Origin of the sequence: Corynebacterium sp. HMSC065D07, assembly GCF_001810695.1 — a bacterium.
GTDB classification, from domain to species: domain Bacteria; phylum Actinomycetota; class Actinomycetes; order Mycobacteriales; family Mycobacteriaceae; genus Corynebacterium; species Corynebacterium hesseae.
Window position 1 is genome coordinate 17,002 of sequence record NZ_KV802425.1, and the last position, 24,636, is coordinate 41,637.

Here is a 24,636-nt window from a genome sequence, read left to right on the forward strand (position 1 = left end):
CGGTAGTGTTGGGGACATGACGGAAACCAAGCCAACTCACGGGCGCGCGGCACGGCAAAAACCACGCGCGCTGTACCCCGCATGGCCCGAGGACCCCGCCGCCATTGGTGCGCACGCGCTGGTGCAGGTGTTCGTGCGCAACCTGGCCGCATACGTGAACGAACAAGCAGGCCACGGCGTATCCCAGGCCGAACTGGCGCGCCGCGCCGGGGTGGGCAAAGCCACCTTGAGCAAGGTACTTCGCGGCGAAGTGTGGCCCGATTCTGTCACTGTCGCCCGCTTCGAGCACCTGGCCGGCCGGCGGCTGTGGAACGGGCCGATTTCCGTCACGTCCCCCGAACTGTCCTCCCCCGCCCGCTCCGGCGACACCGATACCGACTAAGCGAGAACAACCACAATGTCACGACTCAACGACCTGATTACGCAGGCCAAGAAGGAAAACCCGCGCCTTGGCGCTGCCCTAGAGCAAGAGTTCCACGCGCGGACCTCACGCACCTTTGGGCTGGTGTTTGAGCGACACCTACCCGAAGAGGTCGAGTTACCGGGCCGACCAGTGCGACGCGGCGATAACGTTCACGTGCTGCCACCGCGCGGGTCCAAGGACAAACCGGACCCGCGTACTTGGCGCGTCGCCGGTATCACCCGCACCGACGACGGACGCGTTGCCCACTTAGTCGAAGCCCACCCGGAGGCAGACGAGCAGCCGGAGACAATGGACGCGGTGCCCGTTGCCGACCTCGTTGTCACCGCCGAGCACGACGACGTGATTTACCCCGGCCTGGTACAGACCGGCGAAGTGATCGGTACGGACGGCGAGAACGCGCCGTTTCACAGCGTGATTAACGCGGAGAACTACCACGCGCTGAAAATGCTGACGTACACGCACTACCACTCCATCGACTGCATTTACATCGACCCGCCGTACAACACGGGCGCGAAGGATTGGAAGTACAACAACGACTACGTGGACGGTGACGACGCCTACCGCCACTCCAAGTGGTTGTCGTTCATGGAGCGACGTTTGCTGGTTGCCAAGCAACTGCTCAACCCCGAAGACTCGGTCCTCATTGTCACCATCGACGAGAAGGAATACCTGCGACTAGGTATGTTGCTCGAACAGACCTTCCCGGAGGCAAAGATTCAGATGGTGAGCAACGTGATTAACCCTAAAGGCACAGCACGTGCAAATGAGTTCAGCCGAGTAGACGAGTTCATTTACTTCGTAATGTTGGGGGACTACAAACTCGTGAGGACGGGCAGCGACATGCTCGGGAACGAGGACGTATCCGACGCCGGCAATGTTCGGTGGCGCGGGTTCCCACGGACCGGCAGGAAGGGACTGCGGCCGGTTAATCCGGGTTCCTGGTACCCCCTTTACTTCAACGAATCCGATGATTCTTTCCACTCCGTCGGGGATACTGTTTTGGTCGGGGACGAACCTAAACCCGCCCCAGAGGGAACGTATGAGGTTTGGCCACCTGTACGCAACGGAGATGAATACAGTTGGGCAATGGTCCCCGAAACATTCCGACGACTTCACTCCATCGGAGCAATCAAGTTTGGCCGCCCTAAGAAAGGAAAAGGCCGGTCCGTTTCCTACCTGACAAATAATCAGTTGCAGATGATTGATGAAGGAAAGATAGTTGTAACGGGCAGGGATTCTGATGGTGCCCTTGAGGTTCAGTATTCAAAGGGGGCTAAAACGACGGCCCCTAAGACCCAATGGAATCTTACGGCCCACGAAGCGGGCGCCCACGGCACTAACCTGGTTGGATTGTTCCTTCCCGGTCGCCGATTCCCCTTCCCCAAGTCGCTGTACGCCGTCGAGGACGCGCTGCGGTTCTTCGTCAAGGACAAACCGGACGCCACTATCTTGGACTTCTTCTCCGGCTCTGGCACCACGGCTCATGCCGTAATGCGGTTGAACAAGCAGGACGGTGGCAGGCGCCGGTCTATCTCCGTGACTAACAACGAGGTTTCCGCCGACGAGCAGGTGAAACTGCGTAAACAGGGGCTTCGACCCGGCGACCCCGAGTGGGAGCAGTGGGGTATCTGCGACTACGTGACCAAGCCACGCGTCGAGGCTGCGATTACGGGACGAACCCCTGCCGGAGACCCGATTAAGGGTGACTACAAGTTCACCGACGAGTTTCCAATGGCCGACGGCTTCGACGCCAACGCGCGGTTCTTCACGCTGACCTACGAGCCGCCGACGCGGGTGCGACACAACCGCGCGTTCAAAGAGATTGCGCCGATGTTGTGGCTGCGTGCGGGCCAAACTGGCCGGATTATTGACCGGATACCGGCGCGGGGCTGGGACCTCACCAACGCCTACGGGGTGATTGAGAATGTGGCCGCGTCGGCGGACTTCGTCGCGGCGGTGCAGCAGCGCGAAACGGTGCGCGTGGTCTATATCGTGACCAATGACGACCTAGTGTTTGAGTCTATGGCGCGCGAACTGGCTGACACCGGGGCCGAACTGGTTCGTCTTTACTCGACCTACCTCAACAACTTCGCTTTCCAGCAGACACGGGAGAACCACTAATGAAGTACACGCTCATGCCGTACCAGGAAACGGCCGCCGACACCATCATGGAACGACTCGACAAAGCGGCGAAGTCACACACCATCGGCCAGCAGGCCGTGTTCGCCCTGTCTGCCCCAACTGGGGCCGGCAAGACCGTGATTGCGACCAGCGTGTTCGAGCGCATTTTGATTCCCAGCGACGACCGAGTGGAGGACGAAAACGCCGTCATTTTGTGGCTGTCGGACAACCCGGACTTGAACGAACAGTCGCGCTACCGTATTGAAACCGCGTCCAGCGACCTTGCCACGCGCACGGTGACGCTGGATAGCAGTTTCAACCAGCCCTTATTCGAGCGCGGCTGCATTTACTTCCTGAACACGCAGAAGTTGGGCAAGGGCACCAAACTTACCGGCGGCCGCCGGGATAGTCAGGACCCGCTGTTTGCACGCGGTGACACCACGCAGGTGACGTTCTGGGACACGCTACGCAACACGATTCAGTCGGAGACGCACAACCTGATTCTGGTTGTCGATGAAGCCCACCGCGGCGCAGGCAAGCAGCGCAAGGATAAGGCCACGATTCTGCGCCGCCTGATTGAGGGCCACACCCCAGAGGGCCACGCAGAGCCAGTGCCACCGATTCCGACGGTGCTGGGTATTTCTGCAACCCCCGGCGCGTTTAAGACGATGATTCAATCCATGACGGGCGAGCGGTTCGTCATGGGTGACGTGGTTGTGCCGGTGGCCGACGTGCAGGAGTCCGGCCTGATTAAAGACATTGTCGAGTTACGTATCCCAGGCGAAGAAGGCAAGTCGTTTGACGGTGTGTTCGTCCAGGACGCAGCGTGTATCCTGGCTGAAACCACGGCCCGGTGGGACGCTTACCACAAGGACCAGGGCGGCGACGGCGAGCGCGTCGTACCGCTCATGGTCGTGCAGATGAAGGACAAGGCCACGGACGAGGACATGTACCAGGCCATTTCCGCTATCCGAAAAGGCTGGCCGCAGATTCCGCACGACTGTTTTGCCAACGTCTACGGCGAGCACGACAACATCATGGCCGGCGACACGCTGGTGCCCTACATCGAACCGCAGCGCGTGCAGGAACGCACCGACATTCGCGTACTGTTCGCCAAGACCGCTATCTCGACCGGCTGGGACTGCCCACGCGCCGAAGTCATGGTGTCGTATAGGCCAGCGGTCGATGAAGCCCACATCACGCAGGTCATTGGGCGTATGGTGCGCTCCCCACTCGCACGACGGATTGAGGGTAACGACCTGTTGAACTCGGTGCTGTGTATCCTGCCGCAGTTCAACCGCGCTGCTGCCACGCACGCAGTGGAGAAAATCAACCAGGACAAGGAAGTAGGCACTGGTGGTGGCGGTGGCGACGTGCCAGTGGGCGAGATTGTGATTGACACCGAGTCACTGACACCCGTGACCAACGAGAAGGTCTGGGACGCCTTTCGCGCGATTCAGCGCATGGTGGCACCAACGCGCTCGGACAAGCCCATTTCCATGCTGCTCAATCTCGGTATTGAGTTGCAGCGCGACGGGCTGATGGAAAACGGCATGAAACAGGCCGAGGACGAACTTATCTCCATTGTCAACGGCTACCTCACCCGCTACGAAAAGCAGGTTGCCGACAAACGTGAGGACATTTTGAAGGTCGAAACCCAGCGACTTGTGTTCGGCTACGCGGACCGTGACCTGACACTGGCCGAGTCCGGTACCGAACTGTACGCCGACCGGCGCGTGATTGAGGAGGCCTACCGCGCGGCAATTCCGGTGTTCACCCGCGCGCTGGCCGATATGTGGGTGGACGCACGCACTGACGAACTCGTGGACAAGGACCCGGACGCGGACGAGGAGGAATTAATCGACGAGGCCCGGCTGCAACTGGCGGCACTGGCCGGTGTCGCGGGTATTGCGCAGTCGGTGTCGGACAACGCGGACGACGTGGCGGGTGACTGGCTTGACACCTACAACGCCGAGTTGGCCGTGCTGCCAGATTCGCGCAAGGCCGCGTACCAGCCGCTGCGTGAAATGGCGATTCACCCAAGCCACGAGCCGTTGACCAAGCCCGCGAACCGGACGGTGCCACAAGGCACTGCGGACAAGGACAACAACCTGGTCCCGTTCACCCGTTACGTCGGCCACCTGCTTACCGCAAGCGACGGTACGGCCCCGTTCAACCTCAACGAGTGGGAGGCCCACGTCGTTGCCACCGAGTCCGGCCGCAGCGGTGCTGTTGGTTGGTACCGCAACCCGTCGCGCGCCAGCGCGGAGGCACTGACTGCGGTGTACCTCGACGACACTGCTAACCGGTGGCGCAACATGCAGCCGGACTTCATCTTCTTCCGCGAAGTGGGTGATACGGTTCGTCCCTCAATTATCGACCCGCACGGGCACCACTTAGGCGACGCGCTCGACAAACTGCGCGCACTGTCCAACTACGCAGCCGAGTTCGGTGACCAGTTCGTCCAGATTCTTGCGGTCTCCGGCAAGGACGTTGACTCGCTGCGGTCGGTGGACCTCAAGAACCCCGACGTTCGCGCGGTGATTGACAAGGCCGAGACCGCCGCCGAGGTCTATGAGCGGGAAGGCCGTGCGTACAAGTAACGCGCGGGAAAACCGGGCGGGGTCCGGTGGGAACGGGTTGTGAACCAACGTCACAGCGGCTGACCACGCGGTTTCCCAAACGTTCCGTAAAAGGAGCTTTTACAAGTCTAACCTGCTGAGATTTGCGAACCTCCAACCAATAGTCCGGCCCGTGGACCTGCACTGAAAAAGTGTCCACGGGCCGGAGTTTTTTATCTACCGCCAATTTTCGGCCGTATTCGCCGCCGGAATGACCTCTACCTCACGATCCGTTCACGGTTGCCCCCCCACGCCAGCCCGATAATATGATCATCAAAACGCTTCTTGCGGGGATGTCCTCCCCGAGGAAGAGTCGGAGTAAGGTCAGCGTCGCGTCTGCGTTTAAGGTAACCAATGACTCGAGGCGCGTCCAACGCGGCGACAAGAATGGCGAGAAGCATGGCGGGTCCGTCAAAGCCCCACATGCCGCGCTTCGCCCGGTCTCCAAGCCCAAGCGCGACGTCGTGCTTAGCACTAGCGTTTCGGGCCTCGATGGCGGTTCGGCCACACTTATAGGTGTCGTACCATTCTTGAGTGTAAACGGCCGGCCCCTAGTGAAGGTGTTTATTAATGCTGTCTATGTCATCGTTATCGAGGTAGAGCGGAACGATTACCGACTTGCCGGTACAGGCTTTGCCCTGCTGGCGCTCTACTGAGTCTTGTTTCACAGCCAATGGCTGCTGTGTCTGACCACCAAGCGTTCGTCTTGCCGCTGTCTTCTTCGCCTGTGAGTCAATCTTGCGAGCCGGACAGGACAACTTGCCCTCCAGCGCCGGACAAACAAAGCGGTTGGAGCCATCTTCATTGATTTTCTTCGTCCGCATACGCAGAGTCCCACGCTGGTCAACGAGCCCCTCGAATTGCCTACAATGATGTCGCCCACGTCCGGCGCTGCACGCGGGTCCAGAAGCTGCGCCATTGCCTTGATGGCCAGACAATATGCTTGCCCGCCCACAAATACAACACCTTCGTACTCCCCATGTACCCCCGCGCGGCCTCCTTGTTCGCCATGCCACCAAGCGGTTTCTAGCATGACAGCCCAGCCGACAGAGCGGGGGCTCCCTCGCCGCGAGAGCCCCTGTGAGTTCTGCCCCAGCATGGCCCCACGACAAGGCCGAAAAGGCACGCGCCCTCGTTCAAACCTTCGTTGCGAACCTCACTGCGTTTGTCGATTCAAAGTCCACGTCGGGCAGAGCGCAAGAGGAACTGTGTTGACGATCAGGAGTCGCAAAGTCGGCATTGACGAAGGTGCTCCAGAGAGACTTATGTCCCGACTCGGTCACCGTAGCGAGATTCGAGACGCCGGCGAAGCGGGGACTATCGGAGGAGCTGCGACAACTCCGTCAAACACTCCGGTCAGACGCCTAGCCTCAGAAATGTTTATTTCTCGCCAATATTATAGACAAACGGACCCGGGCTCTATAATATTGAGACATGGTAAACATTCAGTATAGTGCCGATGAGCGGCTTTTCCGAGACCTCTTGCCACATCTAACCGATTGGCTCCAAGCAGGTTACGACACCTACATCTCCTCCGCCTGCGTTTTCCCAAGCAAGAATCGCAAAGACGGAAGCGGACTGGCCCGCACGATAATGCTCAAAGACTGTCTTCTTGAAAACGAGGTAACTGAGATTGGCCCGGCCATCCTTGAGCTCGAAAAGGCCCGTTCGTCGCTAAGTATGTCAATCTCATTGAAGGCTCACGGAACGACCATTTTGCTTCGCTCAGACAAGACGTTCGACAAGAGCCTGAATCACCCCCTCCCATCAACCCAGTCTCTAGGCAAGGAAAAGCGCCAATTTGCACTTTTCGCAGATGTGGATGTCATTCCGATGGCCACAAAAACTCCAAGCAAATTTGCGGTAATCACTTGGGCCTGGAGAAAGGTTCCGGCAGACAACGAGGCCGGCCACGAAATCCGGTGGGATCTAAAGATGTACTTCTCCGAATATGGAGATTCGGTAGCTACTGCACGCTTCAAGTATGGCTTCAAGACGTCCTCCGTTGCCGGAAAATCGCTCGCGCAGATTGAGTCCTTCATTCCGACCGACGACGAACTCCAGTTCATTGCGAACGAGAATGCAGAGGAGGGCACAACGTCATAATGGACACAAGCACAAATGGTCCTGGACGATTGAAACAATTGCGCCTCCGAGAGGGGCTGACCCAAGTCGCATTTGCTGAAGCAATCGACTCTTCTCAATACCACGTCTCGCGGATGGAGCAAGGCGAGGAGCCCATTCCAGTAGCAGTTTTTGCGCAGGCCACGCGAAAATTCAGGTTGCCAGCAGACTACTTCAGCCGCCCTCCACACACCTACGGGCGGGCGTCCCTGAATTTCCGACGGACGAAAATGCCAAAGAAACTACAAGACAGGATTAATGCTCACTTTGCCGAACTTGAGGAAACAGTCCAAGAAACTCAACTTACAATCCCCCAGGCGAACATTGCGATAGAACGCCCCGATACAAATGGCGTACTTTCACTGGAAGCAATTTCGGAAATTGCCGACAGCGTCCGGGCCACCCTAAGACTCGGAAGTGGGCCTATCGGTAATGTCACACGATCAATGGAGAGCGCTGGCATTGTTGTTGCGCCCCTGAAAATCGAGGGACTCGTCCTCGATGAATTTGAGGGAGTTTCTTCACCACAGCCAAACCCCCGGATTCGGGTAACTGCATACGCACCCTCCAGGTCTGGGGACAGGCACCGATTCACCCTCGCCCACGAACTTGGCCACCTCGTTCTTCATGCTCTAACCCGTCCCGAGTCTGAGTCAGTTCGAGAATTGGAAGCCCACATGTTTGCGGGAGCTTTTCTACTCCCTCGGGAACTTATCGCAGACGTCATATGTGAGACCACCACCTTGACCCAGTTTGCAGAGATCAAGTCTCGGACCGGTGTTTCCATCCAAGCAATTATTAGACGAGCACGGGACCTGTCCTTGATCACTCCTGAAAGGCACAAGAGTCTTTCGATCCAAATTTCGAGTCGCGGGTGGCGAAAGGAAGAACCCGTTGAAGTGCAAATGGAAAGAGAGATCCTCTATCCGCAAATACTCAAAGAAATTGAATCACGTAACGTAATCTCGATCTTCGCTCCGAAAGGACACTAATCACGTAGTGCACACGGTTGGGACAGCAAGTCCTGTTGGCAACGGCGCCCATCGAGGGCACAGAGCGTCTAGCCCCGGCTATCAGCGGCCTGCATTGCTTGTCTCACTTGCGTGTCCATCTTGCGTTCTGCGGAATATCGCCGCGGCTCTAGTTTCAGACCGCGAAGAATTCTGCACGAAAGTGTTTTGGCTGACTGAAGATCCCACAATTCACCCACCGATGTAGATCGTGCTGATCGCGCACCCGCAGCATGAGGATCAGGCTTGGGCGTATCTTATCGCATTTGGGAACGACGTCCGCCAAGCCACTTCTTTCGCCGACCTCGTCGCGCTGGGTGATGTGGAAAAGATGTTGTCTAGGGAGGGCGTTGCGGATGCCGTAACATTTGCTGCCGGAGCAAAAGATCGTGGCCAGAGCAATCGTCTATTCGATTTTGCGTCGCGCTGACAACTTCCCGAAGATACGCCTACGCATACGCAGTTCTTGGACCTCCCATGGCTGGGTCAGCGGCCCAATTGTTGGCTTCGGGGTCTTACGCCGCTTCCATCGTCCAGAGCTAACGAAAGGAAGTTTGGCGACTAAACGGTAGCGCCACACCCACTCCTCCAATTCCCCATTCAGATCGAGGCGAATTGCCCCAGGCTTCAGTCCAAGTCCGTCGGGTTCTAGCCATGCAACGCCAAATCGGATCCCATCAAGAAGTTCCTTTTGGATCATGGTTATTGCGCTGACCCGGCCGTCTTCACTGGTGAACCTCGGGATCGGATCCTCAAAACCTGTCCGATCACTCATACCATCCCTTCCCCATGTGTAGGGGATGACTTGGTAAAATTCCGCCGGCCCAGTGACCTGGAGTGTCATTACGAAAGGAACATACTCGTGGTGAAATGCTTTCAGCGCTTCGTCCACTTCCCGTGCAACGTCTTCAGACATGTTATCGCGGGAAGTTCGCTTAACATGTAGGTTCATTCCACGCCCGCCATTAGAGGTTTGCGCCTCATAGAGCTGCTTCCAAGACAGAAACAGCGCGGCGAACGATACGAATAGCGCTAATGCTGCAACAATCAATGAGAGAGTTTCGTTCGATAAAGTTTCCACGCCAACTATCTAATCAGTTGCGATGGGAAAGCCACAGGGAGTTTTTGGGAGCCCCCCTTAGAGGAGCCCCCTCACGTGCAGGCCTACTAGACACCTAAATGTCCGGTAAACTGCCTTAGCTACACTGTTATGGCAAGCTTCGACGTTTCGCTTGATTCGTCGGAGTCTGTCATCGTATCAGCGCCTAATGCAACCCCCACACTGTGTTCTCCCCTACTGAAGCGCCCACGATGGCGCAATCTCACGCCTTAAACAAGCTCAGCACGCAGACATTTGTACAGCGAATAGTTACTATTCCCAACTGTGACTGACAGATTCCGCCAACTGCCACCGCCCGGGCCCGCATGGGGCGGCAGCCTCATGGGAACCTCCATCGTCTCCCGGCTGCTCGTTGAGGAGGGCATGCTGACAGGCTCCGCCGTTTTCGCAGCGCTATCCTGCATTATTCTCCTCGTGTTGACGGTTGGCTTTGCGCTATACCGCCAGCCCAGCTTCGCGCGAACCTCGATGGCTGAATGGTCCATGTATTTCATCGGCATCCTGGCGCTCGGCGCAGCGCTGTCCGGGTTGACGGATATCGGAACCTTCCGCTTAGTGGGCTTCTGGATCGGTGGCCCGGTCACCGTCATCACGTGGGCTATTCAGCTCACCCGCTTCGACGGCCAGCCGCGCTTTACCTGGGGCCTGCCGCTGGTCGGTCCCATGATTTCATCCTCCGTGGCTGGCTTCCTTGCCCTCGACTATGGGCATGCCTACCACGTCATGGGCACCATTCTTTTCATCATGTCGATCTCTACCGCGGTCCCCATCTTTATCCGTGTGTATTGGGCCGCTTGGCACGGCAAGGTAAATCTCTCCGGAGCCAACTCAGCTACCGCCTGGGTTCCGCTGGGCGTGGTGGGCCAATCCACCACCGCGATGCAGATTCTCTACCCCGGTCATGTTTCCGTCTATTACGGGCTGACCGCCATGGTGATCGCCGTCCCCCTCGCGCTCTATGCCATGATCACCTTCTACCCCAACGTGGCTCGTTGGGTGGACTACTCGCCGGCGTGGTGGGCGTGCACCTTCCCACCGGGAACGGTCAGCATGGGTGGTCACCAGGTAGCCCTGGTGAATGGCTCGGAGCTTCTCGACGTCATCGCGCTCAGCATTCCGTTGCTCCTCATCGCGCACTGGTCTGCTTGCTCCTGCCGCTTCATTAGCTGGCTCATCGAAGGACGGCGCGCACAGCGAAGCGGAGCTAGCCCAATCTCGAACTAGCTCCGCAGTGCACGCTGTCAGGTGTTTAACAGGCTTTAGTTTTCAGATTTCTCAAACTGGATGGCCTGGCCCTGGCTGCCGAGCGCGAAGGTGTTACCCTCCACGGGGATAACTACCGGCTTGGCGGAAAGGATGGTGTTGAGCGCATCGGCATCGGCCATCTCTTCAGGGGAGCAAGCACGCATCGTGGAAGTCAGGTTCTCCGCCACGACGGCATCGGTCTGATCAAGCTTGTAGTTGCCGCCGCCAGAGTTGCAGCCATCGTTGTAGGTCAGCGTTCCATCGTCATTGAAGGTCACGGAAATCGCCGGGTTCTTCTTGGCGGTGAAGGTGCCGTTGAGAACCTTCTGGGCCTCATCAGCCGGCAGTTTCTCCTGCAGGCCGTCGATGTCTTCATACTTCTCAATCAAGCCAGAACCTTGCGGAGCTTCCGGCTTCGTGGAGGAGGAGAAGGAGTCACCGAACAGACGCGAGCTCAGCTCCTGAATCTGGCTGGACTTCACGGAGTCAGCGGAGGATGGTTCCTGCGCACCGGCAGTACCGGCACCCAGGACGCCGCCCGCGAGGGCGACGAACGCAGTTGCAGTGGTTACTTTCTTCAGTGTGCTTGAAATCATGACCCCGAAGCTATCGAGCACCGCCGGCAACATCAACCCACTTCATGCGTTTCTGATGATACTTTGCGGTAACTCCAACGATTCCCAGCCCACGGACAAACCTCAAAGAAAAGACCTCTGAACTGGGCTTTTAGTTGCGCTTAACGTAGCCCATCCGCGGACGGAAGCCCTGCGGGTGTTTCATCTGAGCCACGGCATCCCCGATGATCATGCGGTGGCGCGCGCTGACGGACGTCGGCATCTGCGCCACCGAGAACCACTGCGCGGCAAGGTTCTCTTCGTCGGAGATGACCGGCTCCGCATCATCCGGCACGGAGACACGGATGGCAGTATCCATGTAGATGCATTTATCCCCATTGGGACAGACCACTGGGCCCACCTGACCGACACCAAGGAGCGCTTCGATACGGCCGTCGAGCCCCACCTCTTCCTTGAGCTCACGCAACGCGGTCGTCGTGACTTCCTCGCCAGGCTCACAAATACCGGAGATGGGAGCCCACGTGCCATTATCGGCTCGCTGGGCCAGCAGCACTGAAGGCAGCTCCCATATCGCAGAACCGGTAGGAACCGCCCGCACGATAACCGCGGTCACGCTGGGAAGGAAGAGCTGCTCGTGACCGATTTTCTCACGCAGGGACACAATAAAATCAGGAGTCGGCATGAGTTTAATCTTAGCGCCTAGACCCGCTCCAGAATCTCCGGCAGGAGTGCCTCGATGTCGGAGGCAGCGGTAAAGGACATCTCCGCCTCAGACCCGTCGGTGCAGCCTTGACTGCTTGCCGCGGCTTCCGTCGTCCCTGACAGAACCCCGACGATCACGCCTTCAAAGGGGCTGCCCGGCGCGCCAAAGACCGGCGCCCCGGAATCACCATGCGTGGAACAGACTCGGGCACTCGCCGAGACGGTGTCCAACGTTCGGTCGCCAAACTGAAGTTTCCCGTGGCTTTCTCCATGCGTCAGTGGTCCGCACGTCTCTCCCGTGATGCGCCCCAGCTTGCACACCTCATCCGGAAGCTCCTCCTGCCCCGCAGCGACCACGCTGGTAGGCATGTCCTGCGGGACATAAAACTCCGCCTGCCGCGTGATCTCCACCAAAGCGAAGTCGAGCCGGTGTGTGTCAGGTGAGCTGAGATCGGAATAGATGATGGTGCCGACGGGCTCCGCTGGGTACACGAATTCCCTATCCTCAGCGCCCGCCCACACCGTATCCCCCGGCTCACCGCAATGGGAGGCGGTGACGGCGATGGTACGGGCGTCGTCAAGCACGAAGCTCCACGCCACCGTGCAAAGGTTGAAGTCAAAGGACTCGCCAGGAACAGGCTCTGTTCTAGAGATGTCGAGCGCCGCGCCCGGCGGCACCGGGGAGGCATCGGGCGTATGCGTCTGCGGCGGGGCCGGCGTCATAGTGGTGTACTCGGACGTGCTCGAGGCAGCTTCGGGAACGGAGTCAACCCCCATAGGCATTGAGCATCCACCCACCGCCAGCGCAGTCGCGCTGAGCACCACCAGAAGGTAAGGGCTAGCCCTCCTGAGCGGATGCAGCCTCACCCGAGTCCGCCTTGTGATCCTTATTTTCCTTCTCCATCTCAGCGACCTGCTTCATGTCACGGATGAACTTCTCCGGGTCAAACTCCGTGAAATACTCCGGACCCGAGAACTGTTCCTGTGCCATTGGCTTAAACCTCCGTGCTCTTGATGTACTGCGTGATGTAATCCTTCACCGCCGCTGCATCATTTGGCAGATCGGTGACGTGACGCTCGGCTTCCAGGATTCCGGCGAAACGCTCCGGCACCTCCGGCTCGCTGCCGATGGCTTCCGAGATGGTCTCCGCGAACTTCACCGGAAGCGCGGTTTCTAGGCACACGATGGGAGTGTCAACGCCGAACTCATCCTTAACTGCGCGGGCAACCTTGATGCCGTCGGCAGTGTGCGGATCCACCAGCACGCTGTAGCGCTCGTGGACATCCTTAATGGTGGCCAGGCGGTCCGCGTGGGTGGAGGAACCAGACAGGAAGCCGTACTCGGCGCGGGCAGCGTCGAGCGCCTGCTTGTCGACGTTGAACCCGCCTTCCTTCACCTTCGTGCCAAACAGATCCTTAACTTGTGCGGCATCGCGGCCCAGCAGGTCAAAGGCGAAGCGCTCGAAGTTCGAGGCGCGGGAAATATCCATCGACGGCGAGGACGTCTTGTACGTCTGCTCCGAGGAGCGCGGGCGGTAGCTGCCCGTGCGGAAGAACTCATCGAGCACGTCATTCTCATTGGTTGCGACGATGAGTTTGTCGATGGGCAGGCCCATCTGACGGGCGATGTGTCCGGCACAGATATCACCGAAGTTGCCGGTGGGTACGCTGAAGGAGACCTTCTCGGTGTTCTCTGCGGTGACCTTGAGGTAGCAATTGATGTAGTAGACCACCTGCGCCATGAGGCGGGCCCAGTTAATGGAGTTCACCGCACCAATGCGGTTTTCTGCCTTGAAGTTAGCGTCGGCAGATACCGCCTTGACCACATCCTGGCAATCATCAAACACGCCGTCGAGGGCGATATTGCAGATATTCGGGTCATCCAGGCCGAACATCTGGGCTTGCTGGAAGGGCGTCATGCGCCCGGCCGGGGTCAGCATGAAGACGCGAATGCCCTTGCGACCGCGCATGGCGTACTCCGCCGAGGAACCGGTGTCACCCGAGGTAGCGCCCAAAATGTTGAGGGTCTCGCCACGGCGGGCCAGCTCGTATTCGAAGAGCTCGCCCAACATTTGCATGGCCATGTCCTTGAAAGCGGCCGTCGGCCCTTCAGAGAGGTGACCAATGTACAGGCCCTCCCCCAGTTCGCTGACGGGGACGATTTCCTCATCGTCGAACTTCGGGTAGGTGTAGGCACGCTGAGCAATCCCCTCGAGGTCCTCTGCAGGAATATCGTCCACGAAGAGCTTGAGCACCTCCGCGGCCAAGGCCGCGTAGCCGCCCTCAGCCAAGGTCTGGCGCCACTGGGTAAGGGTGGCGTCATCAATGCGGGGATAGGTTTCCGGCAGGTAGAGCCCACCATCAGGGGCCAAACCTCCAAGGAGGATATCCGTAAAGGCGGCGGGCTGGCGGGCGGTATCGCGGGTCGAAATGTACTTCACCCTCTGCATCTTAGTTGGTGACGCGTAAAGTATCAGCCATGTCGGCTCCTCATCCACGCAATGTAATTACCACGAAGGCTCTCTCTGTGTGGGTGGCTGCGGTGTTGGTCTATATCGTGGCGATGACCGGCCGCACGTCCTTTGGCGTGGCGGGCCTCGAAGCCATCGATCGCTTCGAGGTCGACGCCTCCCGCATTGCCGTGTTCACCGCTGTGCAATTGGGTATCTATTCACTGGCGCAGATCCCTACCGGGATGCTCATCGATAAGTTCGGGCCGCGGCGCCTGCTCGTCATTGGTTCCGTCATCATGGGCGTGGGTCAGGTACTCCTTGGCTTCACCAGCAATTATTGGGTAGCCATCGCCGCCCGCCTGCTCATCGGCGCGGGCGATGCCACCGCCTTCCTCTCCGTGATGCGTATTCTCCCCTACTGGTTCCCGCTGCACCGCACCCCCATGTTCACTCAGGTCACCTCGTCGCTTGGGCAGCTGGGCCAGTTCTTGTCCGCCCTTCCTTTCGCCATGCTGCTGGGCTGGGGTGGGTGGACCATGGCCTTCGTTAGCTTGGGTGCAGTGGGCATCCTCATCGCCGTTGCGGCCGCGGTGGCGGTTGCGGATTCCCCAGAATCCCTCGGCATCGTGCCCAAGCCGAAAGAAAAACCTAACGCGAAGCCGGAAAGCACAGCAGCGCTGTTATCCACAGTTTTCCTCTCCCCCGTAGCCTGGCAGGCATTCTTTATTCACTGGATCGGCCTGGGGGCCACCAACGTGTTCGTCATGCTATGGGGCGTGCCGCTGATGACTGCAGGCATGGATTTTTCTAAGACTAGCGCCGGCTGGATCCTGACGTGGTTTAGCGTGTGCATGGTGCTCGTCGGCCCACTGCACGGCAAGCTTTCCTCCAGGGCCAGCGGTTTCCGCCCGTGGCTCGCCTTAGGGTTTGTGGCTACCCACTGCGCGGTGTGGGCCCTGTTCTTCCTCTTCGGTGGCAGCTATCTCTCGCTGTTCATCCTCATCAGCCTGGTAGCCCTGTGCACACCGGTGGCAAATTACGGTTTCGACATTGTCCGTGAAAACCTCGACCGCACTGTCGTCGCCACGGCGACGGGCCTGGCCAATATGGGAGGCTTCATCGCCACGGTCATCGGCGCCCAGCTTGTCGGCATGGTTCTCGATCACTTGGGTAATGGGCCCGACTACCCCTTCCATGACTTCCGGCTCGCTGCTTGGGCAGTCTTTGGCGTGTGGTGCATTGGCATCGTGGGGGTTCTCATCACGCACATCCTGCGCAGCCGCGGCGGGGACGGCGGCCCGCACGTCACCATCGTGCAGGTTGGTTAGTTCAGGGCTGGGCTAATGAAGGGCCGCGGCGCTCAACGCCGTCTCAAGGGGTACCGAATTGGCCACTTCGAAGACCCCGAGCCCACCGCCAATTGGTACGAGGACGGCAATGCTCACCCCCAAGGCGGTTCTGAGCAGCTCGCGTAGTTTTCGTTGTTTCTCCACCTCAACGCACCAACCTTTATCGATTCGTTATCTGTGCGTGTGAGCTTAAGAGCCGCGGCTGCCAGGCAGATCCCCGTTGACTGCGTATCACCTGCCAGTCCCTGTGTGTTCGCGCCGGCACCCCAGCCGGGCTAGTTCATCGGGTTATTCGGCCGGGGTCGATTCCACGAGAATCGGGCCATCCACCGGGGCGACGACCCCGGCGTCAAAGGCGGCGAGCACACCCTTCGCATCATCTTTCGTAATTGCACCCGCCTCCACGGCCTTCTTGAGATCAGTCTCGAGGATCTGGCGGGAGCGGTACCTGTCTGATGCCACCGACAAGAGGCCGCGAGGAACCGACTCCGACGGGATCCCCAGTGCCTCTGCCAGCGAAACAATGCGGTCATTTTCAGCAGGGTCGAGTTGGACATCAACCGACTGATCCTGTGGGACGCCACCGTTGACCACCTGCTCCACGGTCAGCGCGCCCTCCGGCACCTGGTGCCGCTCTGTGGCCCACCAGCCTGCGCCGACGGCGGTGATGACAGCGATCACAACGAGGACCCACACGGCGATAAACTGCTTGGACTTCACGGCCACAACCTTAGACTTTTCTCACACCGCCGGCTTAATCCGCGCCAGGGCCAAAGGTCCCAAAAGAGGTACCGCGCGGGGGATGCGGCGAATCCAGGCGCTCGGACAGCGCATCAATGATGGACCGGATAGTTGATTCCGCTACGGAGCGATCGAGGCTGCTGCGGCGTGGGGTCTCTGGCTTCGGCTCAGGAGGGACAACGCGGGGCTTGTCGACGTCCAACCGCATCACCGTCCCCTCCACGCTCAGCGCGGCGGCGGGATCGCACCCGGCGGCTCGGGCCGCGGATAAGAATGCATCGAGATCAGCAAGCGTGGCAGCGTTGAGGTCGAGAGAAAGATTAAGGCTCATGGTGTTCTCCTTTTCGGGCTCCTTAAAGGGCGCGGGACACTATCTGTTCACTTCCGCCTAAGGCTAACGGCTAATCACCTGATTGAACAGGGGCGTGCGTTAAGTTCAGGGATAGATCCGGGTTAACTCAGGGTGCGGGTCAGGGAGGATAAACGCCTCTCCTCGCTGTGCTCTACTAATCGTGCTCGAATGACTCAGTCTCACCCCAAAACACCTCGTCGACTACCTTCCGGGCGTGCCGGGTGACTTTGAGGTAGTGCTCTAGGAATTGTTGGTTGTGCTCGGGCTCCCAGCCGGCCGCACCAGCCACCTGCGCCAGTTGAGGGCCCGGTGCCGGAAGCTGGTCCACGCGCTTGCCACGCACCAGTACTAGGGCGTTGCGGGCATCGGTGGCCAACAGCCAGGCCTCCCGCAGCTCCCGCACTTGCTGGACTGGAATGACCTCGCTCTCCTCGAGGGCGTCGAGAACGCGCAGCGTGGAGGGATCATGGAGCGCCGGCACGTCGTGAGCATGCATCATCTGCAGCAGCTGGACGGTCCATTCGATATCGGTCAACCCGCCGCGCCCCAGCTTGGTATGGGTATTGCGGTCAGCGCCGCGCGGCAAACGCTCGTTATCAACGCGCGCTTTCATTCTGCGGATATCGCGGATGGTCTTCTCGCTTACGCCCTGCGGTGGATAGCGGAAGGCATCCACCATGGTGAGGAAACGTTGCCCGACGTCTTTGTCCCCCGCCACGAAAGCCGCGCGGAGTAGTGCCTGCATCTCCCAGGGTTCGCCCCACTGCGAATAATAACGCTCATAGGACTCGATCGAGCGCACAACCGCTCCCGACCGCCCCTCTGGGCGCAAGCCCAAATCAACGTCCAAGGGCGGATCCCCGGAAGGCTTTGCCAAGCGGCGGCGCAGTTTTTCGATAATGCCAATTGCCCACGGCAGGGCTTCCTCTTCGGCATTGTCTTCCGTTGGCTCGGCGACCACGATGACATCGGCGTCCGAGCCAAAGCCCAGCTCCATGCCGCCGAGCCGACCCATTCCAATCACGGCGATGCGGGCTGGTGGTTCGGCGTCATCGTTCTCCAGCCTCCAGGCCCTGACTTCCGCGCGCAGCGCGGCTTCCAGCACTGCATTCCAGATGGTGGACAGCTCAAAGCACACCTGCTGGACCGGCAAAAATCCCAGCAGATCCGCGGCAGCGATCCGCGCCAGCTCCGCGCGGCGAAGGGCTCGGGCTACCGACACGGCTTTGTCAGGGTCCGCGTGACGCTTGGTGGAATTAATCAAGGCGGAGGAAACTTGCGCCGGTTTGGTTTCCAATAGCTTGGGCCCTGCCGCGCCATCGGAGAGCTGCTTAACGACGTCCGGCGCGCGGATAATGAGCTCCGATGTAAATGGCGAGGTGCCCAAAATCTTCATGAGGCGCTGGCCGACGACGCCTTCGTCACGAAGCATGCGCAGGAACCACGTTCGGTCGTAGGCCGCCTCCGACAGCTTGCGATAATTCAGCAGGCCCATGTCTGGATCGGCCGTGTTTGAGAGCCACTCCATCAACGTCGGCAGCAGGATGGCCTGGATACGGGCCTTGCGCGACTGCCCGGCCGCCAGGGAGGTGAGGTGCTCGAAGGCGCGATCTGGATGGCGATAGCCAAGTGCTGCCAGCTGCAAAAGCGCTGCTTCGCGCGACAATTTAAGCTCATCCGCAGACATTGACGCCACGGAATTCAACAGCGGGCGGTAGAACAAGCGCGAGTGCAGCTCAGAGATGAGCAGGCGAATCTTCCGCAGGTGGGCGTTCATCCGATCCGCTGCTGATTGATGCCCCTGTGGGTGAAATCCTGAATTGATGGCCAACCACGTCAGCGCCGTGAGGTCATCTTTTTCCGGCAATGTGTGGGTACGGCGGAAGCGCTCCAACTGGAGGCGGTGCTCGAGCAAGCGGAGAAACTCATAAGCCTCGATGAGCTGGGTGCCGTCCTCGCGTCCGACATACCCGGCGCGCACGAGCGCTGCGAGGGCATCGACCGTCGCCAGCGTACGCAGCGATTCATCTGAGCGGCCATGAACCAATTGCAACAGTTGGACGGCGAATTCCACGTCCCGCAAACCGCCCTCACCGAGTTTGAGTTCGCGAAGGCGCATATCCTCCGGGACGTTGTCCAGCACTCGACGGCGCATAGCCTGGACGTCTTCCACGAAGGATTCCCTCTGCGATGCAGTCCACACCATGGGCCCAATCTGGTCGAGATAGTCCGTGCCCAAGGGCAGGTAGCCGGTCTGTGGCCGCGCCTTTAGTTGGGCTTGGAATTCCCACGTTTCCGCCCACCGCTTGTAGTAGGCCACGTGCGAATCCAAAGTTCGGACCAGCGCACCAGATTTGCCTTCCGGGCGCAGGTTGGCGTCGACCTCAAAGAAGCACGCCGAGCCGATTCGATTGAATTCTGACGCGAGACGGGTGATCCGTGGCGTTGCCTCCGAGCCCACGAAGATCACGTCCACGTCGGAGATGTAGTTCAATTCGCCTGCACCGCACTTACCCATCGCGATGACTGCCAGCTGCGCATCGAGTGGCTGATCCTCGTAGACCACTCGGACAGCACCGGCGAGCGCTGCCGTCAAGGAGGCGTCAGCGAGGGCCGTCGTCAGCCGCGTGACTTCACGGAAACCCACCCGCGGCTGCGGCCGTGACTGTCCCTTGCGCGAATGGAAAGTCCCTGCGAGGTCATGAGCGGCGATGCGCATCATGAGCGTCCGGTAAGCCACCTTGAGCGATGCCTTGTGGTCGCCAGGAGCCGCCCGGTATGTACCGGGAGAGGTCAGATCGGGGCTCGCGGTATCAGGACGAGTGGGCGGCTCGGCGTACGTTGCCGGTTCCGCGCCTACCTCTTCCAACAAGGTGTGCAGCATTTCCGTGGGAGTCGGCAGCGGGCGCTGGAGCTCGCGCCAGGTCTCTGGGTGGGCGGCAAGGTGATCACCAAACGCAGAGGAGCCGCCCAACAGGGCCATCAACCGTACCCGGAAGGTTTCGTCCTCACGCATCGCCGGGCCAATCTCAGGCGCTGACTCGATGATCCTCATTAACGTATTGAGGGCCATATCGGGATCACCGGCTGCGGCCAGGGTCCACAGCAGCTCAAGGGACTCAGGATTATCCCACCCAAGGCGGGACAAGTCCTCCGCAGCAGTTGGCCGGGTAAGGCCAAGAATTGCCGGGGACGGTACAGATGCTGGACGCATGCTTCTCCTAGAAATTCAGGTTGTTGCGCAACTCGAATGCGGTGATCTGCTGCTGATACTCGTGCCACTCATCCCACTTGGCGCGCAGGAAGTACTCAAAGACGTGCTCTCCTAGGACTTCCGCCATAAACTCAGAGCGCTCGAATTCACGGAGCGCCTGGTCCAAGCTGCTTGGCAGATCCTTGTACCCCATCGCGCGGCGCTCACGACGGGTCAGCTGATGGACGTCGTCCTCGGCGGGATCACCAAGCTCATAGCCTTCCCTGATTCCACGCAGGCCAGCGGCAAGCAACACCGCGTAGCCCAGGTAGGGGTTCATCGCTGAATCTAGTGAACGGATTTCAACGCGACGCGACATTTCTTTGGAAAGACGATAGGTAGGAACTCGAACCAACGCCGAACGGTTGGAGATTCCCCACGTCACTGATCCCGGGGCTTCGCTGCCAAACATCAGGCGCTTGTAGGAGTTGGTCCACTGGTTGGTGATTGCGGTCATTTCCACAGCGTGTTCAAGGATGCCGGCGATAAACTGCCGCCCCGTACTGGAAAGTGAAATCTCATCGTCGGGGTCGTGGAAAGCATTGGAATCTCCCTCGAAAAGGCTCAAGTGCGTGTGCATGCCCGAGCCCGAGCGATGCTCAAATGGCTTCGGCATGAATGTGGCGTGCACTCCTTGCTGGGAGGCCACCTCTTTAATGAGGTAGCGGAAAGTCATGATGTTGTCTGCCATGGACAGCACGTCGGCATGGCGTAGATCGATTTCCTGCTGCCCAGGTGAGGTTTCATGGTGGCTAAATTCCGTGGCAATGCCCATGGATTCCAGCGCGTACATCGACCGGCGCCGGAAACTCGGGGCATTATCGTGCGTGGCTTGGTCGAAGTAGCCTCCGTTATCGGTGGCAATCAGGGTATTGATATCGCGGGCGTCTTCCAAGAGATAAAACTCAATCTCAGGAGAAGCCTTGCACGTAAACCCTTCATTGGCAGCCTCAGTAACCTGACGGCGCAGAATGTGGCGTGGGTCCACCAGAGAAGGTTGCCCATCGGGCTGGGTAATGTCGCAGAACATGCGCGCCGAAAGAAGCTCCGGTTCCTCCTTGTCAAAGGGCATGATTTGGAAGGTTGAAGGGTCCGGCATTGCGATAGTGTCGGCCTCTGAGATGCGGGAGAACCCTTCCACCGAGGAACCATCGAAGCCAACACCTTCCTCGAAGGCAGATTCCAACTCTGAGGGGCTCATTACCACCGATTTCAGCGCCCCCAAGATGTCAGTAAACCAAAGGCGAATGAAGCGGATATCGCGTTCTTCAACTGTACGAAGGACGAATTCGTGTTGGCTGTTCATGTTCTAAACCCTACCGCCGCGGGCCCAAGTAACGGCGGGAGTTGCATCTTTTGCCCCCGCCCCGCCAACTATTCCCCCAGTTGACAAGAGTATCTCGGGGGCAAATTTTTTCGACTCTTAGGACAGATGTCAACTTCACGTGCTTGAATGACCTCACAACCGAACAGATGTACCCATAGGATTGAATTAGGAACAGCCATGAACGCACACCACGGAACCTTAAGCTCACGAGGACTTGAGCTCATTAGCCAAGCTGCCTGTCAAGGGTGGTCACCCAAGGACCTACTCCACGTCCTAGGCAGCTTTTGCCACCCTCTTATTTATCGTGCCGCCGCTCGTATTCCCGCGCAGATTAATTCTACTGCGCTGCGCAAGGAATGGTTAAGCGTCTCCCCACCTAACTCGATGACTATGTCGACCGATGACCTCATACGGCTGATTGACGCTACTACCGCCTTGCCCCCGCTGCGTGACGTTGACGTGCTCACTGCAGAGAAAACTAGTTCTCGAGCAAACCAAGACAGCAAAGAGAATCGGATCCGCAACAAGATCACCCAGCTTCTGCGAAAGGCAGAATCCACTCCTTATGAAGAGGAAGCCAGCGCGCTCATTGCCAAAGCACAAAGCCTTCAACAACGACACCGTCTCGATGAGGCACTCGCCGAATCCCCGGACACGGTGGTGTCCACACGCATCCGTATCAGCGCGCCCTATATCAACCACAAGACCACACTTCTTAGCGTCATCGCGGATCAAAATGGATGCACCGTCCTCAAGCTTCACCCCAAGGGAATTATCACCGTCTTTGGTGCCGAGGCGGACATCTATCATGTCAGCGACCTTTTCGCTTCCCTCCTGCGGCAGTGCGAATGGCACATGACCCATGGGGAGGCTGCCGACAACGCGCGATTACTCGGCAATGTGGCGTCGTTTCGTCGAAGCTTCATTCTGGCCTACGCCACCCGCATTGGCGAGCTTTTGGAGGAAGCGAACGCCTCATTGGCGCCTCACGACGAGAAACAGGCAGACTCGGCTGCGGGCAGCAACGCCAAAAGGAAAGACGACGTAGCCCTCGCTCAGCGATCTTTATCAGCGGTAGAAGTGCGCAGACATAAGGCAGAAACACTAGCTGATCACCTCTTCCCTAATTCGCGAACCATCTCCTTAGCAATGAGGAACCACGCAGGGATGTCCGCAGGTGCAACAGCCGCGGAGAAATCCCACCTGGGTGGTGATTCCTCGGGCCTGGGTGGGCGCCGCCAACTCACCGGTTAAGACCCAGCAAGGGTTGGCACATTTGCACTATTAGCCAGGTAACCTAGAAGGCAGTGCAGAGGTTTTATACCTCCTCTTTTATCATTTCGCTCCCCGACGAAGGTGTGTACATGTCTCCAAAGACGTTTCTTGAAATCGAAGCCAAGTTCGCCGTGGATGAAACCACCCCGGTACCAGATCTCGCCCGCCTCGATGAGGTAGCCCGAGTCGCAGAAACTCGCCACCACTCGTTGTCGGCGATTTACTACGACACTGAGGATCTCCGCCTTACTCACGCGAAGATCACGCTGCGGCGCCGCACCGGTGGAAATGACGATGGCTGGCATATCAAAATTCCCGGCGCGGAAGGTCGTACCGAAATCCGAGCCGAACTCGGTGAACCCGTCGACGGCAAGTACGAAGTCCCTGCCGAGCTCCTCCACCAGGTTCGTTCGGTGATCCGTAACCACCCGCTCGAGCCCATTGCACAAGTGGACAACAACCGCACCGAGTTGCTCCTCGTCAACGCGGACGAGCAGCCTGTCGCTGAGTTCTGCGATGACCATGTCACCGCCTTCTCTTTCCTACCAGGTGGCTCTCAGAGCACGTGGCGCGAGTGGGAAGTAGAGCTCGCAGGAGAACTGCCCGGCACGAAGGAGGGCAGCGCGCTACTGCGGCATGCCACTTCCCTGTTGATCAGTTCTGGTGCGCGGGTTTCCTCCTCACCGTCCAAGCTGAAATCGGCATTGGGACAGTCCATCAACAATGTCGAGCTTCCCCCAGCACTCGCAACGTCTAACGTGGAACCCGGCTCACCCGCGGCGGCAGTCGTGGAAGCACTGCGAGCTAATCGGGATAAGCTCGTCGAGTTTGATCCGCGGGTACGCCGTGATGAGTGGGATTCCGTGCACCAAATGCGCGTTGCTACCCGCGAATTGCGCAGCCACCTTCAAACCTTCCACGGCATTGTCGTGGGCCCCGAGATCAAGCGCCTAGAGTCCGATCTCAAGGAGCTTGCGGCCATGCTTGGCGTTGCTCGTGACGCCGAGGTCGTGGAAGAGCGCTGGCAGAACCTCCTCGCCTCCGAGGACTCCGATGTGCTTGATGAAGCCACCCGCGAACACATCGCGCACGATATGGGCCGCGCTTACCGCCGCGCGCATCGTCGTGTCATCGCTGCTCTCGATTCTGATCAGTACCTGGCTCTGCTCGATGCGCTCGACGCATTCCTTTCCAACCCACCAGTCGCCGCCGAGGATGCTTCGGTTGACGAAGACACCAGCGCCGGGGACAACGGTGCGGTGGAATCTGATTCCGCTGCTCCAGTTTCCGCTGAATCATCTGAGCAGCAGGACGCAGCGAAGGACTATGCGCCGAAGCACGCCAAACGCGATGAAGAAGAGTCCCACGATCTTGACACGGTGATGGCGCTGCACCTCAAGCAGGCCTATGACAAGCTGGTCAAGCGCCACAAGAAGGCTATCTCCAACTGGGATAACACCGAGCTGACGCTGCACGAGCGTGAAGAGTACTTCCACGATATGCGCAAGGCCGCAAAGAAACTGCGCTATGCAGCTGAGGCCGCTGGTTCAGCCACCACGCTAAAGACCAAGAACCTCTACAAGGCCTGCAAGCAGATGCAATCTGTCTTGGGAGACTTCCAGGATTCCGTGACCTCTCGCGATAAGTTGCTCGAATTGGCAGAAACCGCACGCCGGCGGGGCGAGGATACCTTCGGCTATGGCCTGCTCTACCAGCGCGAGCGCGTCATCGGGTTGGAAGCACTCAACGCCTACTCGGACAGCTTTAAAGCCATCAAGTCCGCGTTTAAGCCGCTGCGCAAGAAGCTGCGCTAAGCCGCCGGCTCATCCTGCGTGGCTGTGTAGTTGTGCAGTCACCACAACGGCCCACACCATCGCCTGCTTGCGGTGGTGTGGGCCTGAGCTTTTCGCATCCCCCTCATGGTCGGCCATGAGACGTTTAGCT

General features: G+C 59.0%; 21 protein-coding genes. 10 read left to right on the forward strand and 11 right to left on the reverse strand.

The annotated features are described in order from the left end of the window. Nucleotides 1-16 precede the first annotated feature (16 nt). Genes HMPREF2760_RS01775 through HMPREF2760_RS01785 form a run of 3 tightly spaced genes read left to right on the forward strand, consistent with a single transcriptional unit; the run spans nt 17 to nt 5,148 of the window. Nucleotides 17-382: a helix-turn-helix domain-containing protein gene (locus HMPREF2760_RS01775; protein ID WP_070596491.1), complete on the forward strand. Its 366-nt coding sequence runs from the start codon at nt 17-19 to the stop codon at nt 380-382. A 15-nt stretch (nt 383-397) separates the two neighbouring features. Next, a complete protein-coding gene (locus tag HMPREF2760_RS01780; RefSeq protein ID WP_070596492.1) occupies nt 398-2,545 on the forward strand; it encodes a site-specific DNA-methyltransferase in 2,148 nt (715 codons plus the stop codon). Then, nucleotides 2,545-5,148 (forward strand): DEAD/DEAH box helicase, encoded by a 2,604-nt coding sequence (locus HMPREF2760_RS01785; protein WP_070596493.1) that lies wholly within the window; start codon nt 2,545-2,547, stop codon nt 5,146-5,148. The genes HMPREF2760_RS01780 and HMPREF2760_RS01785 overlap by 1 nt, the downstream gene beginning before the upstream one ends. A gap of 569 nt (nt 5,149-5,717) precedes the next feature. Here HMPREF2760_RS01785 and HMPREF2760_RS12705 read toward each other — a convergent pair. Further along, entirely contained in the window at nt 5,718-5,990 is a 273-nt protein-coding gene (locus tag HMPREF2760_RS12705; RefSeq protein WP_148138835.1) for a hypothetical protein, read from the reverse strand. Nucleotides 5,991-6,600: 610 nt separating this feature from the next. Between HMPREF2760_RS12705 and HMPREF2760_RS01795 the strand changes: the two genes are divergently transcribed. Both HMPREF2760_RS01795 and HMPREF2760_RS01800 read left to right on the forward strand, forming a co-directional pair. After that, nucleotides 6,601-7,272, forward strand: coding sequence for a hypothetical protein (locus HMPREF2760_RS01795; protein WP_070596495.1), 672 nt, complete (start codon nt 6,601-6,603; stop codon nt 7,270-7,272). After that, nucleotides 7,272-8,282 (forward strand): helix-turn-helix domain-containing protein, encoded by a 1,011-nt coding sequence (locus HMPREF2760_RS01800; protein WP_070596496.1) that lies wholly within the window; start codon nt 7,272-7,274, stop codon nt 8,280-8,282. The genes HMPREF2760_RS01795 and HMPREF2760_RS01800 overlap by 1 nt, the downstream gene beginning before the upstream one ends. Before the next feature lie 424 nt (nt 8,283-8,706). Here HMPREF2760_RS01800 and HMPREF2760_RS01805 read toward each other — a convergent pair whose 3' ends face one another. After that, nucleotides 8,707-9,381 carry a hypothetical protein gene (locus HMPREF2760_RS01805; protein ID WP_070596497.1) on the reverse strand — a complete coding sequence of 225 codons (675 nt, stop codon included), beginning with the start codon at nt 9,379-9,381 and terminating at the stop codon, nt 8,707-8,709. A gap of 303 nt (nt 9,382-9,684) precedes the next feature. On the opposite strand from HMPREF2760_RS01805, the gene HMPREF2760_RS01810 reads away from it, so the two are divergent. After that, entirely contained in the window at nt 9,685-10,644 is a 960-nt protein-coding gene (locus HMPREF2760_RS01810) for a TDT family transporter (protein ID WP_083304467.1), read from the forward strand. Nucleotides 10,645-10,679: 35 nt separating this feature from the next. Here HMPREF2760_RS01810 and HMPREF2760_RS01815 read toward each other — a convergent pair whose 3' ends face one another. The 5 genes from HMPREF2760_RS01815 to thrC all read right to left on the reverse strand — a co-directional run bounded on the left by HMPREF2760_RS01815 (nt 10,680) and on the right by thrC (nt 14,383). Continuing rightward, nucleotides 10,680-11,261 (reverse strand): META domain-containing protein, encoded by a 582-nt coding sequence (locus tag HMPREF2760_RS01815; protein WP_246823605.1) that lies wholly within the window; start codon nt 11,259-11,261, stop codon nt 10,680-10,682. Nucleotides 11,262-11,391: 130 nt separating this feature from the next. Continuing rightward, nucleotides 11,392-11,922 (reverse strand): NUDIX hydrolase, encoded by a 531-nt coding sequence (locus HMPREF2760_RS01820; RefSeq protein ID WP_070596500.1) that lies wholly within the window; start codon nt 11,920-11,922, stop codon nt 11,392-11,394. Nucleotides 11,923-11,939: 17 nt separating this feature from the next. Continuing rightward, nucleotides 11,940-12,719 (reverse strand): trypsin-like serine protease, encoded by a 780-nt coding sequence (locus tag HMPREF2760_RS01825; RefSeq protein ID WP_227485672.1) that lies wholly within the window; start codon nt 12,717-12,719, stop codon nt 11,940-11,942. A 61-nt stretch (nt 12,720-12,780) separates the two neighbouring features. Further along, nucleotides 12,781-12,933: a hypothetical protein gene (locus HMPREF2760_RS12825; protein WP_168164085.1), complete on the reverse strand. Its 153-nt coding sequence runs from the start codon at nt 12,931-12,933 to the stop codon at nt 12,781-12,783. A gap of 4 nt (nt 12,934-12,937) precedes the next feature. Next, a complete protein-coding gene (thrC, locus tag HMPREF2760_RS01830) occupies nt 12,938-14,383 on the reverse strand; it encodes a threonine synthase (RefSeq protein ID WP_070596502.1) in 1,446 nt (481 codons plus the stop codon). A 38-nt stretch (nt 14,384-14,421) separates the two neighbouring features. On the opposite strand from thrC, the gene HMPREF2760_RS01835 reads away from it, so the two are divergent. After that, nucleotides 14,422-15,723 carry an MFS transporter gene (locus HMPREF2760_RS01835; RefSeq protein ID WP_070596503.1) on the forward strand — a complete coding sequence of 434 codons (1,302 nt, stop codon included), beginning with the start codon at nt 14,422-14,424 and terminating at the stop codon, nt 15,721-15,723. 15 nt (nt 15,724-15,738) lie between these two features. Then, nucleotides 15,739-15,870 carry a hypothetical protein gene (locus HMPREF2760_RS13150; protein WP_256375366.1) on the forward strand — a complete coding sequence of 44 codons (132 nt, stop codon included), beginning with the start codon at nt 15,739-15,741 and terminating at the stop codon, nt 15,868-15,870. Between the two features lie 162 nt (nt 15,871-16,032). Here the strand turns inward: HMPREF2760_RS13150 and HMPREF2760_RS01840 are convergent, their stop codons facing one another. From HMPREF2760_RS01840 to HMPREF2760_RS01855, 4 genes are all read right to left on the reverse strand, one after another. Continuing rightward, nucleotides 16,033-16,464: a hypothetical protein gene (locus tag HMPREF2760_RS01840; RefSeq protein WP_227485674.1), complete on the reverse strand. Its 432-nt coding sequence runs from the start codon at nt 16,462-16,464 to the stop codon at nt 16,033-16,035. Nucleotides 16,465-16,498: 34 nt separating this feature from the next. Beyond that, nucleotides 16,499-16,816, reverse strand: a complete 318-nt coding sequence (locus tag HMPREF2760_RS01845) for a hypothetical protein (RefSeq protein ID WP_070519746.1) — start codon at nt 16,814-16,816, stop codon at nt 16,499-16,501. A gap of 175 nt (nt 16,817-16,991) precedes the next feature. Continuing rightward, nucleotides 16,992-20,051 carry a bifunctional [glutamine synthetase] adenylyltransferase/[glutamine synthetase]-adenylyl-L-tyrosine phosphorylase gene (locus HMPREF2760_RS01850; protein WP_070596504.1) on the reverse strand — a complete coding sequence of 1,020 codons (3,060 nt, stop codon included), beginning with the start codon at nt 20,049-20,051 and terminating at the stop codon, nt 16,992-16,994. Nucleotides 20,052-20,058: 7 nt separating this feature from the next. Next, a complete protein-coding gene (locus HMPREF2760_RS01855; protein WP_070519741.1) occupies nt 20,059-21,396 on the reverse strand; it encodes a glutamine synthetase family protein in 1,338 nt (445 codons plus the stop codon). 411 nt (nt 21,397-21,807) lie between these two features. Here HMPREF2760_RS01855 and HMPREF2760_RS01860 point away from each other — a divergent pair, with 411 nt between their 5' ends. Together HMPREF2760_RS01860 and HMPREF2760_RS01865 are read left to right on the forward strand one after the other, a co-directional pair. Further along, the gene (locus HMPREF2760_RS01860; protein WP_246816455.1) at nt 21,808-22,671 is read left to right on the forward strand and encodes a DUF2786 domain-containing protein; all 864 of its coding nucleotides are present in this window, start codon (nt 21,808-21,810) and stop codon (nt 22,669-22,671) included. A gap of 110 nt (nt 22,672-22,781) precedes the next feature. Then, the gene (locus HMPREF2760_RS01865; RefSeq protein ID WP_070596506.1) at nt 22,782-24,506 is read left to right on the forward strand and encodes a CYTH and CHAD domain-containing protein; all 1,725 of its coding nucleotides are present in this window, start codon (nt 22,782-22,784) and stop codon (nt 24,504-24,506) included. Nucleotides 24,507-24,636 lie beyond the last annotated feature (130 nt).